Annotated in this window: 15 protein-coding genes and 1 pseudogene; 13 read left to right on the forward strand and 3 right to left on the reverse strand. The window is 61.9% G+C overall.

Translation table 11 applies throughout. The annotated features are described in order from the left end of the window. The first annotated feature begins 13 nt into the window (after positions 1–13). Positions 14–628: a TetR/AcrR family transcriptional regulator gene (locus ACYCCG_RS05920; protein WP_209969570.1), complete on the forward strand. Its 615-nt coding sequence runs from the start codon at positions 14–16 to the stop codon at positions 626–628. A gap of 121 nt (positions 629–749) precedes the next feature. On the opposite strand, the gene ACYCCG_RS05925 is transcribed toward ACYCCG_RS05920, so the two are convergent. Both ACYCCG_RS05925 and ACYCCG_RS05930 read right to left on the reverse strand, forming a co-directional pair. Continuing rightward, the gene (locus ACYCCG_RS05925) at positions 750–1,481 is read right to left on the reverse strand and encodes a phasin family protein (protein WP_209969566.1); all 732 of its coding nucleotides are present in this window, start codon (positions 1,479–1,481) and stop codon (positions 750–752) included. A 10-nt stretch (positions 1,482–1,491) separates the two neighbouring features. Then, positions 1,492–1,911, reverse strand: coding sequence for a phasin family protein (locus ACYCCG_RS05930; RefSeq protein WP_459669723.1), 420 nt, complete (start codon positions 1,909–1,911; stop codon positions 1,492–1,494). Between the two features lie 179 nt (positions 1,912–2,090). Between ACYCCG_RS05930 and ACYCCG_RS05935 the strand changes: the two genes are divergently transcribed. Then, positions 2,091–6,851, forward strand: coding sequence for a hypothetical protein (locus tag ACYCCG_RS05935; RefSeq protein WP_459669725.1), 4,761 nt, complete (start codon positions 2,091–2,093; stop codon positions 6,849–6,851). 18 nt (positions 6,852–6,869) lie between these two features. Here ACYCCG_RS05935 and ACYCCG_RS05940 read toward each other — a convergent pair whose 3' ends face one another. Next, positions 6,870–7,145 (reverse strand): polyhydroxyalkanoic acid system family protein, encoded by a 276-nt coding sequence (locus tag ACYCCG_RS05940; protein WP_003249289.1) that lies wholly within the window; start codon positions 7,143–7,145, stop codon positions 6,870–6,872. 124 nt (positions 7,146–7,269) lie between these two features. Between ACYCCG_RS05940 and ubiE the strand changes: the two genes are divergently transcribed. The 11 genes and pseudogenes from ubiE to ACYCCG_RS05995 all read left to right on the forward strand — a co-directional run bounded on the left by ubiE (position 7,270) and on the right by ACYCCG_RS05995 (position 15,310). Continuing rightward, on the forward strand, positions 7,270–8,040 hold the full coding sequence (gene ubiE / locus ACYCCG_RS05945; protein WP_209969559.1) for a bifunctional demethylmenaquinone methyltransferase/2-methoxy-6-polyprenyl-1,4-benzoquinol methylase UbiE: 771 nt from the start codon (positions 7,270–7,272) through the stop codon (positions 8,038–8,040). Then, positions 8,040–8,663, forward strand: coding sequence for a ubiquinone biosynthesis accessory factor UbiJ (locus ACYCCG_RS05950; protein ID WP_209969556.1), 624 nt, complete (start codon positions 8,040–8,042; stop codon positions 8,661–8,663). The genes ubiE and ACYCCG_RS05950 overlap by 1 nt, the downstream gene beginning before the upstream one ends. Continuing rightward, a complete protein-coding gene (gene ubiB / locus ACYCCG_RS05955; RefSeq protein WP_103443686.1) occupies positions 8,660–10,282 on the forward strand; it encodes a ubiquinone biosynthesis regulatory protein kinase UbiB in 1,623 nt (540 codons plus the stop codon). The genes ACYCCG_RS05950 and ubiB overlap by 4 nt, the downstream gene beginning before the upstream one ends. Before the next feature lie 72 nt (positions 10,283–10,354). Then, positions 10,355–10,747 (forward strand): phosphoribosyl-AMP cyclohydrolase, encoded by a 393-nt coding sequence (gene hisI, locus ACYCCG_RS05960; RefSeq protein ID WP_021783739.1) that lies wholly within the window; start codon positions 10,355–10,357, stop codon positions 10,745–10,747. Between the two features lies 1 nt (position 10,748). After that, positions 10,749–11,084: a phosphoribosyl-ATP diphosphatase gene (locus tag ACYCCG_RS05965; RefSeq protein ID WP_003249283.1), complete on the forward strand. Its 336-nt coding sequence runs from the start codon at positions 10,749–10,751 to the stop codon at positions 11,082–11,084. A gap of 62 nt (positions 11,085–11,146) precedes the next feature. Further along, on the forward strand, positions 11,147–11,419 hold the full coding sequence (locus tag ACYCCG_RS05970) for a twin-arginine translocase TatA/TatE family subunit (protein WP_209969551.1): 273 nt from the start codon (positions 11,147–11,149) through the stop codon (positions 11,417–11,419). A 3-nt stretch (positions 11,420–11,422) separates the two neighbouring features. Beyond that, a complete protein-coding gene (tatB, locus tag ACYCCG_RS05975; protein WP_176683056.1) occupies positions 11,423–11,803 on the forward strand; it encodes a Sec-independent protein translocase protein TatB in 381 nt (126 codons plus the stop codon). Next, positions 11,800–12,588, forward strand: coding sequence for a twin-arginine translocase subunit TatC (gene tatC, locus ACYCCG_RS05980; protein ID WP_209969546.1), 789 nt, complete (start codon positions 11,800–11,802; stop codon positions 12,586–12,588). The genes tatB and tatC overlap by 4 nt, the downstream gene beginning before the upstream one ends. Continuing rightward, positions 12,585–13,292 (forward strand): 16S rRNA (uracil(1498)-N(3))-methyltransferase, encoded by a 708-nt coding sequence (locus ACYCCG_RS05985; RefSeq protein WP_209969543.1) that lies wholly within the window; start codon positions 12,585–12,587, stop codon positions 13,290–13,292. Before tatC ends, ACYCCG_RS05985 begins: the two co-directional genes overlap by 4 nt. Positions 13,293–13,510: 218 nt before the next feature. Next, positions 13,511–14,455, forward strand: a pseudogene (locus tag ACYCCG_RS05990) (methyl-accepting chemotaxis protein); the annotation flags it as partial. 141 nt (positions 14,456–14,596) lie between these two features. Beyond that, positions 14,597–15,310 carry a methyl-accepting chemotaxis protein gene (locus tag ACYCCG_RS05995; protein WP_373604727.1) on the forward strand — a complete coding sequence of 238 codons (714 nt, stop codon included), beginning with the start codon at positions 14,597–14,599 and terminating at the stop codon, positions 15,308–15,310. The last annotated feature ends 166 nt before the right edge of the window (positions 15,311–15,476 follow it).

The raw sequence follows: 15,476 nt of genomic DNA on the forward strand, positions 1-15,476 counted from the left end.
GCATGCTGACTGGATGAAAACCCGCGACCGTATCCTTGAGTGCGCCCTGCAGTTGTTCAACCAGCAGGGCGAACCCAACGTATCCACCCTGGAAATTGCCAACGAACTCGGCATCAGCCCAGGCAACCTGTACTACCACTTCCATGGTAAGGAGCCCTTGGTACTGGGCTTGTTCGAGCGTTTTGAGGAAGCGTTGATGCCGCTGCTGGACCCGCCGCTGGAGGTGCGTCTGGACGCAGAGGATTATTGGCTGTTTCTGCACTTGATCGTCGAGCGCATGGCTCAGTACCGCTTCCTTTTCCAGGACTTGTCCAACCTCACCGGGCGCCTGCCCAAGCTCGCCCGAGGCATGCGCGGCCTGATCAATGCGCTCAAACGCACGCTGGCAGCGCTGCTGGCCAGCCTCAAGAGCCAGGGGCTGGTAGAGAGTGATACCCAGGCGCTGGGGCAACTGGTGGAGCAGATCACCCTGACGCTGATGTTCTCGCTGGATTACCAGCGTGTGCTGGGGCGCGAGGGGGATGTGGGGATCGTGGTGTACCAGGTGATGATGCTGGTGGCGCCGCATCTGCAGGCCCAGGCCCGGGCAGCGGCGGAGCAACTGGCGATGAAGTACCTGGAGGGGTAGGCCGAGCAGATCCGTGGTGGGGCCTTCGCGGGCATGCCCGCTCCCACAGGGTCTGCGCTGATGTTCGGATCTGCGCTGTACCTGTGGGAGCGGGCGAGCCCGCGAAGAAAGCGACGCGGTATCAGATCAGGGTACCGGTGCCAGTCGGTGCCGACGGCGTGCTGCTGGCCGGGGAAGCGGCAGGTGCCGGTGCTGTGGTCGCAGCAGGCGCAGCGCTGGCAGCTGGTGCTGCTGGTTTGGCCGCTGCCGGTTTGGCTGGAGCTTTCTTCACCGCAGGTTTCTTGGCTGCCGCAGGTTTGGCCGCTGCAGGCTTGGCTGCTGGCTTGGCTGCGGGTTTTGCCGCTGCGGTTTTAGCAGCAGGCTTGGCTGCCGCTGCCTTGGCCAGTGGCTTGGCCGCGGCCTTGCCCGCAGCCGGCTTCGTCGAAGTGCGCGAAGAAATCGGCGTAACCGAAGCACCGGTCAACTTCTCGATCTGCTTGGTCAGGCTATCCACCTGCTGGTGCAGTGCCTTGATCTCGTTGCGGCTCGGCACGCCAAGACGCGAGATGGCGCTGTTAAGGCGCTTGTCGAAGGCTTCTTCGAGTTCGCTCCACTTGCCCAGCGCACGGTCCTTCACGCCCGACACCCGCGAAGTGGTCGAAGACTTGGCAGTCTCGGCAACATCTTCAGCCGTCTTTTTCGCCTGCTTCTCGGCCTTCTCGCCATCCTTCACCAACGAGTCGAACAGCTTCGGTCCGTCCTGGTCGATCTTCGAATAGATACCCAGCCCCGCCAGCCAGATCTTGCGGGAGTATTTCTCGATCCCGCCGACCCAGGAGCTGCCTTCTTTTTCGGTGTTCTTCTTGCCAGCCATCCTGCTCTCCTTATGGTTTGTGCGCGACACGCTCAAGCAGCTCATGCAACTGTTCAAGCTTGATCGACAACGCCTCAACGTCATGTTTAGACGGAATACCCAGGCGATTCAAGGCGCGACCGACCCGTGCGTCGAAAGCTTTTTCGATCTTGTCGAGTTGAATTTCTACCTTGCCGCGTACGCGGCTCACTTCTTCACCGACTTCGTCAAGCTGTTGGTTGGCGGCATCGAGCTCTTTGTCGATGCGCTTCTTGCCGCGCGTCTCGACACTTTCACCCGCCCTGACCAGCTCCTTGAAATAATCAGAGCCTTCCTGACCAACGCGGGCGTAGGCGCCGATACCGGCCAGCCAGATCTTGCGCGCATAGCCGCGCACCTCGCCAAGCGTGCCCAGGGCTTCGTCTTTTTTCTTCACAATCACTTTGGCCATGCTGTGTACCTCATGCTCATGAGTGGTGGAAAACCGCCCATGGAGGCTGGGCTTGAACATAAGGTAGGGAAGAAAATTAGAAACCTCACCCTAAGGTCTTCGTTGTCGCATCTATATACCGCAAACCTCTTTGCCCATAGCGCTAGCGTCACAGGCTTCACCTCACGGACATCGACGCCATGACTGCTGTAGCAAACCCACCCAGGCTGACGTTCAAGCAAAGCGTGGCAGCCTGTTTCTCCAAACGACCCAGCCTGCGGGACGTTTTATCAAAAGAAGCATTTCAGACTTTCAGCGACCGATATCCATGGTTGCACCGCAACCATCCTCACATCACATCGCTCGACCCTTTCGTCATCCTGCATGCACCGGCCAGCACAGATGATTTGCCACGTCAGAGCGGGCTGCTGGACGAGCTTCTCAAGCATTTCCTGGCCAAGGAACGTGTGCAACTGAGCGCCGCAGACAAGCTGAGCATCAGCCCGCCCCATGTGTTTCAAGTTCAGCAGCAAGGCCAGGACAACATCCGCCAACCCGAAATCATGCCGGACCTGACGAAGCTCAGCGATGACTTCGATACCGTGCTTGGCGCGTTGATACCGGCCTTCCAGCAAGCCCAGGTCGGCTTCTGGAACGGACTCGACGAAGACAGCCAACTCTCGCGCATGCTCTGGCTGGAACACACCATCAAGGCCGCATTGCTTGAAAACCTCCCTCGCCAAGGCCTTGAAGATGATGAAAAAGCGGCAATGTACGCCCTGCTCGACGGGGTATTCGACAGCCTGGCTGTCGAGGCGATACAAGTCACGCTCGGAACGGATGGCGGGGCACACACCGTTACCCTACCGGATCTGTTGCTCATCACCACAAGCGGCACCCGCAGCCTGGTTCTGCAATGCAAACCCTGCGGTTCGGTTCACCGCCATGTCGACCTGCCCAGCTTTGCCACCGCGCTGCAACGGCAGCTAGCGCAACGTTATCGCTTCGAAACGTTGTCCTGGGCACACACGCAGGTAACCGGACGCCCTTTCGCCTTCCAGGCCAGGCAACTGCTGAACGATATCCTGGACGACATCGGCCGCCTGCGTATTGGCGGCCTGGCAACCGTCGACGAGTTGGAGCGACAACTGCGCCAGGTGAGCGACCCGTCAGCTTACTTCTTCGACCTGCCGTCGCAGGAGCAAGCTGCACCCTCCGTCAGCCCGCCGCGATGGCTGCTCAATGCCAGCGCTGAGGACCGCTACGCCTATCACACTGCACTGCTCGATCTGGCGGCGAGCCAAGGTCGGTCGAAAGGCCGCACATCGCTGGGCGATGTCGAGGATATCCGTGATTACGCCGCTCGCCGCTTGCGTGAGACCCTGCAGACCAGCTACCCAGACAAGGCGGTATACGACCCGAACGAGGTGCACATCCGCATTTCCCAGGCCATCATCGGCCCCGGCACACAAGGGCAGTCACTGTTCTTGCGCACGGTGCCCCTGACCGACCTGGCAATTTCACGCCTGCGGCTGGAGGCTGGCGAGGTGATGAGCGGGATGAATTTCGAGGACGGCTCGCCTGTGACCGACTGGCTAGGCATCGACCAGATCAGGGGCCTGATTCATCAGGTCGACATCGGCGGTCACTACCCCTCCTACCTGAAGGACCAAGTCAACACCCAACCGCGCAGGGCCGAGCGGATACGACAGCATGCCAGGGAATGGCGTTACGCCCTTCGGTTCAGCACCCTGAAGGCCAAGATCGAGCAACAGCTTGGCGAAACGGCAAGCCAGGCAATGCTCAGGTTCTGCCAGGGCATGGACAATGGCGTGGACCTTCTGCGCATCGCCCCCCTGGCGTTCCTTTGCGCGCCTGGCGCTTCGGCAAGCGATGTGGCACACGGGATGTTCATCATCGAAATACCGGCAAGCGGCAGTTGGGTCTTGTACCGCCCATTCTATGTCGACAAGGCGTTGCAGGAATTTCCGACCCTCGAATTGCTGATGGACGCAATCCGCAGCAGGGGCGAACCGCAAGAGAGCGTATTGGCCTGGCTCGACGATGACGCGCGTCCGATTTACCAGAACGACGGGTTCAAGCACCCGCACTTGCACCCGAATATTACAACGCTGACGCACTTGCTCAATGTGCCGGTCGAGCTGCTGGACGGCCTTTTGCAACGCCTCAGACGCCCGGTCCAGGCCTCGTTCCAGGCGTGGACGGAAGATCTGGACACTCATCTGTTCAACGCCCGTATCGAGACCATGTTATTGGCCTCAGCCAGCAACAGCGTCTCCAATGCTCAAGAAGTGCGGGCTTTGGTGAAGGAGGCTGCTTGGGCGATCTTCAATACCGTCACCCAACTTTGGCATGGCCCGATGACCACCCTGGTGTGGCTGGTGGTGGCGCTGTCGGCAGCCAAGGAAGACGTTGAGGCGCTGATCAAGCGCAGCGGTGACAACAAGATCGTCGCTGCCATAGACCTGATCACCAACCTGGCCTTGCTCCTTGCCCACCGCCCTGCAACGCCACCCGTCAACAGCGAAGAGGCCGCTACGCTCCGTTTTTCAGGCCCTGCGCCGAAGGCAGACTCCCCGCCGCCAGTGCTCGAGCAGCCACAGGAGAAACCCTGGCAGGCCCCCGTCGAGGCGACGCAGCCCAGGATCATGCGGGTAAATGCCTGGTGTGAGGAGCAGAGCCTGAGCAAGCTGTCGGTCCAGGTGCGTCAGTCAATGGCCCAATTGCAAGCTTCGCAGCCGCTGGAAGGGCACGTGCCACTGGCAAAGGGCCGTCTGCGGGGGCTGTACAGCATCGCCGGCCGTTACTACGTCAAGCTCGGCGATGACGCCTATGAGGTCATCGAGACCTGGAACGGCATGCAGATCATCGGGCCCGAGCCGAGCAACAGCGAATGGGTGTCGCAATGGAATGGCGACCCGGACGGTTACCACATCATTGGTCGTGAGCGGCAAAAAGGGCCATGGCTTACGCGCTGGCATGAACAATGGACTTTGAACGTGAGCCTCTTTGGCGGCATGCCAAAGGACAGGCACACCATCAACGCTGAAAACCGCCAACGGTTCGACACGTTGAGCGCAACCGCCACGGCGAATCAACACACGCTTAATCAGATGGCGCCACTGATGGAACGCAGTCAAGTGCAACTGCAGGCTTATGACGACCTCGCGCTGGAGTACAGCCTGGCTGTCGATGCTCTGCCTGCACAGGAGCGCGCTTCACCGCCGCCAGCATTGCAACTTCAGAGGCAGGCACTCAAAGCCCAGCGCCTGCGCCACTTGCCAGAGATCAGGGCATCCGCACTCTACCTGGAACGGCAGAGCACGCTGTTGCATGGGAACATCGAAGTGTTCAAGGAGATGGCCGAACCACGGTTCAGCAAATTCGACACCCGAGCCCCGAACCGACGCCGATACGGCAATTGGTACGGTGCAGCCATCGAAAACGACATGCTGCTGTGCCGCCGCTTGCTGGAGCAGGTCGACCACCAGGCACTGAGCGCACAGTCCATCGGGCTGCCCCGCGTTCCAGAGACTGCCGAGCAGATACAGCAATACCTCGATTATCGCGAACGGGTACGCGATTCTAGCCAGGCCAGCCGACGCCTGCTTGTCGTCAGCCAGCGGCTGGATCGGATCCTGGCGGAAACACTGCAGGACCCCAAGATCGATTTTCCCAATAAAGCCACGAAACTCGCCCAGACCATTGAACGCAGGACGTATTCGACACTGGTCATTCGGGCCCAGCTGCTCAGTGACCTGGCCTACCTCGCCGTGGACAAGACCCGCCTCTCTGCGGACACGGCCGAGGACTTGCTTGCGATGCGCGCGCCGCTCAGCGGCATCGAATTCAGCCGCACAGTATGGAGCCACGACGGGCTGGCAGCCACCGAAGAGACGGCCCAAGTCAAAGCCGAACTGCTTCAGGATATCCTTCAGAAATACCGTACCGTGCTGGATCGAGCCCAATACATGAGGACACTGGACTCGCCTGCGCTGGTCGCTGACGTACTGGACGAATACATACGCGAACTGTCCTCCATTACCCAGATCACGGAGCAGCAACTGAGCGCGACCTTGACCAACCTCGACAGTGGCATCAGTCCCCCCTCGCCAGCGCCCTATCATCGCCCCGCAACGATCAAGCGCCGGGGCATCCGTGTTGACCAAGGCCGACCGCTGCTGGTGGAAATCGATCAAATGGGCAACCGGGCCATCCAGCGCAGTGCATTCAACCAGGAGCCTGCGGGCAGTTTCGCGCAACGCGACGGGGTGTGGCATGCCGTGCCTGAGCACGCGCGGCCGGCCCTGCATGACCGGGCACAGTTGCGCCAGCGAGCAAACCGCCTGCTGGCAGAGGTGGATGGAAAAATCGCCTTCGCCGCTCACTATGCCGATGAGCCCAACAGCCTGAGCGACTTTCTGGAATGGCCGGCAGGTGACATGCGCGAAGTGCAGCAGCAACTGACCGAGCTTAACAATCCACTGGATTACGGCTTGGTCGAACTCCTTCGGGCAGCGGTAGACCGCGTCCATCACGAAAAACTTCGGCTACTCACCGACGCGTATCTGAACACCCGCCATCCCGACGGCAAGGCCCTTCGCTTCCTGGCTGAGCAGAAGCGGATTCGGATCAGGCAAACCGTGATTCGCCGGCAGTTACGTCACGCCAATGATTACCTCGACGTCTACGAGGTTCGCGATGTGCAAGCGCCACAGCGGTTACTGTGGGAGGCGCATTTTCATTATCCCAGCCTCGAAGCGAGGGGGCATGACTTCGTCAAGGGCCACCTCAAATTCTGGGATGCGGGCGTAAGGGGCCGTAAGGCCCTGCTCGAGCAAGCAGCAAGCGCACGGGAGCGCATCGCGATCTACCGCGGCGATCTACGCCTGGAGCAGGTGATTGGTATCATTCCCTTCCCGGCGGACGCGCCGCAGTAGCCAGAGAGCGGCGCCGGCTCAGGCCAGGGCCTTGTCCAGCGCCCGCTCGATCTCACCTTTGATGGTGCCACTCATCATCGACAGCATCATGCCCAGCTTCAATTCCACGCGGATGCTGTCGTCGCCAATGTGCACGCTGCCATTGGCGCCACTGCGCGCAACGTCCACGCGGTCGCCGTTCCAGGTGGCCTTGAGGTCGTACTCGCGGCTGAGCTTGTCGACCAGCGCTTCGGCCTTGGCGCGGGCGGCATCACGGCCGAGGGAGTGTTTGCGTTCGACGCTGATCTGGGTCATGCAGGCGTTCCTGAAGATGTAGACATAATGAGCATTATGCCCGCCCCTGCCCACTGGCACACCCCGCCAAGACAAATCCGCCCGTTCGCCCTAGAATGGCGGTAATTTTTTCCGGTGAAGCGATATGAACGACCAGCGCAAAGGCGACCACGCCGAACCCACCACCCATTTCGGCTATCAGGACGTACCTGAAAGCCAGAAGGCAAGGAAAGTTGCCGAAGTGTTCCACTCGGTGGCAGCCAAGTACGACCTGATGAACGACGTGCTTTCCGGCGGCATGCACCGCCTGTGGAAGCGCTTTACCATCGAGCTGTCGGGCGTGCGCAGCGGCAACCGCGTGCTGGACATCGCCGGCGGTACCGGTGACCTCGCGGCCAAGTTCTCGCGTCTTGTCGGGCCGACCGGGCAGGTGGTGCTGGCCGACATCAACGATTCGATGCTCAAGGTAGGCCGTGACCGCCTGCTTGACCGCGGCGTGGCCGGCAATATCGAGTTCGTCCAGGCCGATGCTGAAAAGCTGCCGTTCCCGGACAACCACTTCGACTGCGTGACCATCGCTTTCGGCCTGCGCAACGTCACCCACAAGGACGCCGCCATCCGTTCGATGCTGCGCGTGCTCAAGCCCGGTGGCCGCCTGTTGATCCTGGAGTTCTCCAAGCCGACCAACAAGCTGATGTCCAAGGCCTACGACGCCTACTCGTTCGCCTTCATGCCGCTGGCTGGCAAGCTGATCACCAATGACGCCGAGAGCTACCGTTATCTCGCCGAGTCGATCCGCATGCACCCTGACCAGGAAACCCTGAAGAGCATGATGGTCGAGGCCGGTTTCGACCGCGTCACCTACCACAACATGACCAGCGGCATCGTTGCCGTGCACCGGGGAATCAAACCCTGATGTTGCTGGCCGGGCTGCTCGCCAGCGTCGAACATGGCCTGAACCGCATCCTGCGCCTGGACAGCACGGCCCTGCCGCGGCTGGCCGCGCTGGAAGGCAAGGTCATCGAAATCGACTGCCGCCAACCAGCCCTGCAGCTGTTCATCCTGCCCGACGAAGAAGGCCTGATGCTCGCCGCCCACTGGCAGGGTGAGGTCGACTGCAGCCTGCGTGCCCCCGCCGGTAGCCTGGCGCAACTGGCCCTGGCCAAGGACAAGACCGCCGTGCTGCACAGCCCGCAGGTCGAGCTGCACGGCGACAGCGCCGTACTGCTCGACCTGTTTGGTGTGCTGCAGGACCTGGAACTGGACTGGGAGCACGAGCTGCAACGCTGGCTTGGTCCGGTCGCCACGGCAATGCTGGCCGGCCATATCCGCCTGCGCGCTCGCTGGACTCGCCAAGGCCTGGCACGTTTCAGCCAGAGCCTGTCCGAATACCTGGCCGAAGAATCCCGTACCCTGGTCGGCAAGCGCGAGGCCGAAGCCGCCTTCAGCGAGCTCGATGCCTTGAAGCTTGATACAGAACGCCTCGAAGCGCGCCTCAGGCGCCTGTCCCGATCCCTTGATACCAGCGATAACGCATGAAGCTGCTCGCCGTCCGACGTCTTTTTCGCATCCAGCGTGTGGTGATCCGCTACCGCCTCGATGACCTGCTGTTCGACCAACCCTTGCTGCCCTGGTGGCTGGCCAGCCTGCGCCTGTTGATGCCATGGCGCTGGCTGCCACGCAAACCCACCGAGCTCAGCCGTGGCGCGCGCCTGCGCCTGGCGCTGCAGGACCTGGGGCCGATCTTCATCAAGTTCGGCCAACTGCTTTCCACCCGCCGCGACCTGCTCCCCCCCGACATCGCCGACGAGCTGATGCGGTTGCAGGACCGTGTCCCCCCCTTCGACCCGAAAAAAGCCGTGGCCTTGATCGAGGAACAGCTCGGTGCGAAGGTCGGCGAGGTGTTCAGCCGCTTCGACGTCGAGCCACTGGCCTCGGCCTCGGTGGCCCAGGTGCACGCCGCACGCCTGAAAACCGGCGAAGAGGTGGTGGTCAAGGTGGTGCGTCCGGGCCTGAAACCGGTCATCGCCCAGGACCTGGCCTGGCTGTTCCTGATCGCAAAGGCCGCTGAACGTGCCTCGGCGGATGCCCGTCGCTTGCACCCGGTGGAAATCGTCGGCGACTACGAAAAAACCATCTACGACGAGCTCGACCTGCTGCGCGAGGCTGCCAACGCCAGCCAGCTGCGGCGCAACTTCGAAGGCTCCGAGCTGATGTACGTGCCCCAGGTGTACTGGGACCTGTGCCGCCCCAAGGTGCTGGTGATGGAGCGCATCTACGGCGTACCGGTGACCGACATGACCACCCTGGCCGACCAGCGCACCGACATGAAGCTGCTGGCCGAGCGCGGCGTGGAAGTGTTCTTCACCCAGGTGTTCCGCGACAGCTTCTTCCATGCCGACATGCACCCCGGCAACATCTTCGTCAGCACGGTCAAGCCGTGGAGCCCGCAGTACATTGCCATCGACTGCGGCATCGTCGGCAGCCTCACCGCCGAGGACCAGGACTACCTGGCGCGCAACCTGTTTGCCTTCTTCAAACGTGACTACCGCCGCGTGGCCCAGTTGCACATCGACTCGGGCTGGGTGCCGGCAAACACCAAGGTCAACGAGTTCGAAGCAGCGATTCGCACCGTGTGCGAGCCGATCTTCGAAAAACCGTTAAAAGATATTTCCTTCGGCCAAGTGCTGATGCGCCTGTTCCAGACCGCACGGCGCTTCAACATGGAAGTGCAGCCACAGTTGGTATTGCTGCAGAAAACCCTGCTCAACATCGAAGGCCTGGGCCGTCAGCTGTACCCCGACCTGGACCTGTGGAGCACCGCCAAACCGTACCTCGAACGCTGGATGCGCGACCGCTATAGCCCCAAGGCCGTGTTCGGCAACCTGCACAGCCAGGTCGAGCAACTGCCACACCTGGCCGGCATGACCCGCGACCTGCTCGAACGCCTGTCGCAGCCTCACCTGCACGATCCACAATTGCCGGAACGGCGCCGCCAGGGCGACCGCTGGGCGCTGCGCCTGCTCGGCGCCGGCCTGCTCGGCGGTGGCGCAGTTTTGGCCGCAGGCGCTGCTGAAACCGCCAGCCTGGCCGCCCCGGCCGCCTGGCCCGCCTGGTTGATGCTGGCTGCGGGCCTTTACCTGATCGTGCGCCAATAGCCAGCCGCGCCTGTGGCTGGCACACTAGCGCAAAGGGCTCGGCACAGGAGCGGGCCCGCTTTGGAGTCGACGATGAAAGACTGGCTGGACGAGATCAAGTGGAACAGCGATGGCCTGGTACCGGCAATCGCTCAGGACCACAAGACCGGACGTGTGCTGATGATGGCCTGGATGAACCGTGAATCGCTGGCCCTGACAGCCGCCGAGCAGCGTGCCATCTACTGGTCGCGTTCGCGTGGCAAGCTGTGGCGTAAAGGCGAGGAATCCGGGCATGTGCAAAAACTGCATGAGCTGCGCCTGGACTGCGACGCCGACGTGATCATCCTGATGGTCGAGCAACTGGGTCATATCGCCTGCCATACCGGTCGTGAAAGCTGCTTCTACCGCGTCTATGAAGACGGCCAGTGGAAAATCGTCGACCCGGTCCTGAAGGACCCGGATGCCATCTACAACGCAGGACACTGACATGAGCGACACCCTCAACCGCCTGGCCGAAGTGCTTGAAGAACGCAAGCAAGCGGCGCCTGACAGCTCCTACGTGGCCAGCCTGTACCACAAGGGCCTGAACAAGATCCTTGAAAAGCTCGGCGAAGAGTCGGTCGAAACGATCATTGCTGCCAAGGATGCCCAGATCAGCAAGGATTACAGCGATGTCATCTACGAAACCGCCGACCTGTGGTTTCATAGCCTGGTGATGCTCAGTGCGCTGGGCCAGCATCCGCAAGCCGTGCTGGATGAGCTGGAACGCCGCTTCGGCTTGTCCGGGCATGATGAGAAGGCCGCACGCCAGCCATCTGCCTGACGTTCAATTGGGGGCACCGTGCAGCCCGGATAGGGCCAACACACAATTTTCAGGAGTACGAAATGGGTATCTTTGACTGGAAACACTGGATCGTCCTGCTGGTCGTCGTGGTCCTGGTGTTCGGCACCAAGAAGCTGAAGAACTTCGGCAGCGACCTGGGCGAATCGATCAAGGGCTTCCGCAAGGCCATGAACGAGGAAGAGTCCAAGCCGGCCGAGCAGACTCCGCCGCCTGCCCAGCCTGTGCCGCCGGTGCAAAACACCGCGCAGCCGCAACAAGGCCACACAATCGAAGGCCAGGCACAACCGGTCCAAGAGCCGCAGCGGAAAGACTGACCCATGTTCGGCATGAGTTTCAGCGAGCTGCTGCTCGTCGGCCTGGTCGCCCTGCTGGTGCTCGGCCCCGAGCGCCTGCCGGGTGCCGCGCGCACGGCAGGCCTGTGGATCGGCCGGCTCAAGCGCAGCTTCAATAGCATCAAGATGGAAGTGGAGCGAGAAATTGGCGCCGACGACATCCGCCGCCAGCTGCACAATGAGCACATCCTGCAGATGGAAGAGGAAGCCAAGCGCATCCTCAACCCGCTAGCGCCACCCGCACAGCCGCCAGTGACCACGGCCAGTGTGCAGCCACCTGCCGGGCTCGAAACCAGGCCGGTTGTCGAGCCAGCTGCCACCCCGGCCGCTTCTTCTGAACCGCCTCAACCGCCGCGAGCCCCATGAGCGAGAACCCGGAACACGACCAGCCAATGCCGCTGGTTTCACACCTGACCGAACTGCGCACCCGCCTACTGCGCTGCGTTGCCGTCATTTTCCTGATCTTTGCCGGGCTGTTCTCCTTCGCCCAGCAGATCTACACACTGGTTTCCGCGCCACTGCGCGAGCACTTGCCGGCCAATGCGACGATGATCGCCACCGATGTGGCCTCGCCGTTCCTCACGCCGTTCAAGCTGACCATGATCGTCTCGCTGTTCCTGGCCATCCCGTTCATCCTCCAGCAGATCTGGGGCTTTATCGCGCCAGGGCTATACCGCCATGAAAAGCGCATCGCCATTCCACTGTTGGTGTCGAGCATCTTCCTGTTCTATGCCGGCATGGCCTTCGCCTATTTCCTGGTATTCCCGCTGATCTTCGGTTTCTTCGCCAGCGCCACGCCAGAAGGCGTTTCGATGATGACCGACATCGCAAGCTACCTCGACTTCGTGATGACGCTGTTCTTCGCCTTTGGCGTGGCCTTCGAAATCCCGGTGGCAGTGGTGCTGCTGGTGTGGATCGGCGTCGTCGACGTGAAGTACCTGAAAAAGGCCCGCCCGTATGTGATCATCGGCTGCTTCGTGGTCGGCATGGTCCTCACCCCACCGGACATTTTCTCCCAGACCCTGCTGGCCGTGCCCATGTGGCTGCTGTTCGAGATCGGTGTGCTGTGCGGCAGCCTGATCCGCAAGCGCAGCGCCCACGACGAAACCGCCGACGACCATAACGACCAGCCACCTGCGACCCAACCGTGAACCTGTTGCTTCTTGAAGAGACCGACTTCGTTTCGGCCAACCGCGTCGTTCTTGCTGATCGGCGCTTCACCCATATGCAGGAAATCCACCGCGTGGCGGTGGGCGACAACCTGCGCGTGGGCCGTATCAATGGCCTGATGGGCAAGGCCACGGTGCTGCGCCTGGAAAAACACGAAGCCGAGCTGGCAGTGACCTTCGACCGGCAGCCACCGGCCAAGCTGCCGCTGACCCTGGTGCTGGCGGTACCTCGGCCGAAAATGCTGCGACGGCTGTTCCAGACCGTGGCCACACTGGGTGTACCGCGGCTGATCCTGCTGAACAGCTACAAGGTCGAGAAAAGCTTCTGGCAAACGCCCTTCCTGCAGCCCGACACCATTCGCGAGAACCTGATCCTGGGCCTGGAACAAGCGCGCGACACCGTGCTGCCCGAGGTCATCATCGAAAAGCGCTTCAAGCCTTTTGTCGAAGACCGCCTGCCCACCATCGCCGCCGGCACCCTGGGCCTGGTCGGCCACCCCGGCCCTTACCCAGCCTGTCCGCGCGCCGTAGAACAAGCCGTTACCCTGGCCATCGGCCCCGAGGGAGGCTGGATCCCCTACGAAATCGACCTGCTGGGCAAGGCAGGCCTGGCGCCGGTGCAGCTGGGTGATCGCATCTTGCGGGTGGAGACCGCCGTCACCGCGCTGCTTTCGCGTATTTTCTGACACAAACACCCCTTTTTTGCCCATCAAGTTTCCCTCTCCCGGGCCGATGGCCTTGGCAACAAAACAATTATTTGTGCTGCCAAGCCGCCGGGGAGTCGAACATGTATCAATGGTTAGCCCAATCGCTGGGCAATGTGAGCGTCAATCGCAAACTGGGGCTGGGCTTCGGCCTGGTGCTGCTGTTGACCTTGGCCATTACCCTGGTCGGCTGGCACGGCATGGACAGCATCATCGACCGTGGCGACAAACTGGGAAATATCTCTGTCGTCCAGCAATACACCCAGGAACTGCGCATCGCCCGCCAGCTCTATGATCGCCGCCGCGACGACGCTTCGCTGGCAGAGCTGGAAAAAGCCCTGAGCAACCTCGACCGCCAGGTGCAACTGATGCTTGGCCAGATCGAGCAACCCGCCGACCGCCAGCGCCTCGAACAACAGCGCGAGGCAGTGCGCGTCTACCAGCAGGCATTCAACGAGCTGAAGCAGGCCGACCAACGCCGCGAAGCCAGCCGTGATGTACTGGGTAGCAGCGCCGATAAAGTCGTGGAGTTGATTGGCCGCGTACAGCGCAGCCTGCTGCAGGGTGCAGACATCAATCAGTACCAGCACGCGGTGGACGTCAGCGCCCTGCTGCAACAAGCGCGTTTCCAGGTGCGTGGCTACACCTACAGCGGCAATGCCGACTTCCAGCAAACGGCACTGAAAGCCATCGACCAGGCCTTGGCCGAGCTGCGCGCACTGCCGGCCAAAGTGCCAGCCGAACATGCTGCCAGCCTGGATGATGCCGCCACGGCCATGGGCGGCTACCGCGATGCCGTGACCCAGTTCGGCGACGCCCAGCGTGCCAGTGAGCAAGCGCTGCAAAGCATGGCTGAACAAGGCACGGTACTGCTGCAGGCCAGCCAGACGATGACCACCTCGCAAACCGAGGTGCGTAATGCCGCGGCCGCGCAGGCCAAAACACTGCTCACAGTCGCCACCGTGCTGGCATTGGCCCTTGGCCTGCTGGCTGCCTGGGCCATTACCCGGCAGATCATCATCCCTCTGCGCCAAACCCTGCGCGCCGCAGAACGTGTGGCCAGCGGAGACCTGACCCAGAGCCTGCAAGTACAACGCCGCGACGAACTGGGCCAATTGCAGGCCAGCATGCATCGCATGACCCAGGGCTTGCGTGAGCTGATCGGCGGCATTGGCGACGGCGTCACGCAGATCGCCAGCGCTGCCGAGGAGCTGTCGGCGGTGACAGAACAGACCAGCGCCGGAGTCAACAACCAGAAGGTCGAAACCGACCAGGTAGCGACGGCCATGAACCAGATGACAGCCACCGTGCACGATGTGGCACGCAATGCCGAACAGGCTTCTGAAGCCGCCTTGATGGCCGACCAGCAGGCCCGCGAGGGCGATCGCGTGGTGGGCGAGGCGGTGGCACAGATCGAGCGCCTGGCAAGCGAAGTGGTCAATTCCAGCGAAGCGATGAACCTGCTCAAGACCGAAAGCGACAAGATCGGCAGCGTACTCGACGTGATCAAATCGGTGGCCCAGCAAACCAACCTGTTGGCCCTCAACGCGGCCATCGAAGCGGCACGCGCCGGTGAGGCCGGGCGTGGCTTTGCTGTGGTTGCCGACGAAGTGCGCAGCTTGGCTCAACGCACACAGCAATCGACCGAAGAGATCGAGGAGTTGATTGCCGGCCTGCAAAGCGGCACCCAACGGGTGGCCAGCGTGATGGACAATAGCCGCCAACTGACCGACAGCAGCGTCGAGCTGACCCGCCGCGCCGGCAGCTCGCTGGAAACCATCACCCGCACGGTGTCGTCGATTCAGGCGATGAACCAGCAGATTGCCACGGCGGCCGAGGAACAGACGGCCGTGGCCGAGGAGATCAACCGCAGCGTGATGAATGTGCGGGATATTTCCGACCAGACCTCCGCGGCGAGTGAGGAGACCGCCAGCTCCAGCGTGGAACTGGCGCGGTTGGGGACCCATTTGCAAGGGTTGGTTGGGCGGTTCAGGCTGTGATCTGAACTAGCGGTCACCCGGTCGGGCCTATTCGCGGGTAAACCCGCTCCTACACACATGTACAGGCCGTCGTAGGAGCGGGTTCACCCGCGAATGGGCCGGCCCTGCTGGCCAATCTCCACCCGCCGTTCACCGTTGCCGGCACCACCGTATTCGCGGGCAAACC

This window comes from Pseudomonas sp. VEM90, from assembly GCF_054611535.1.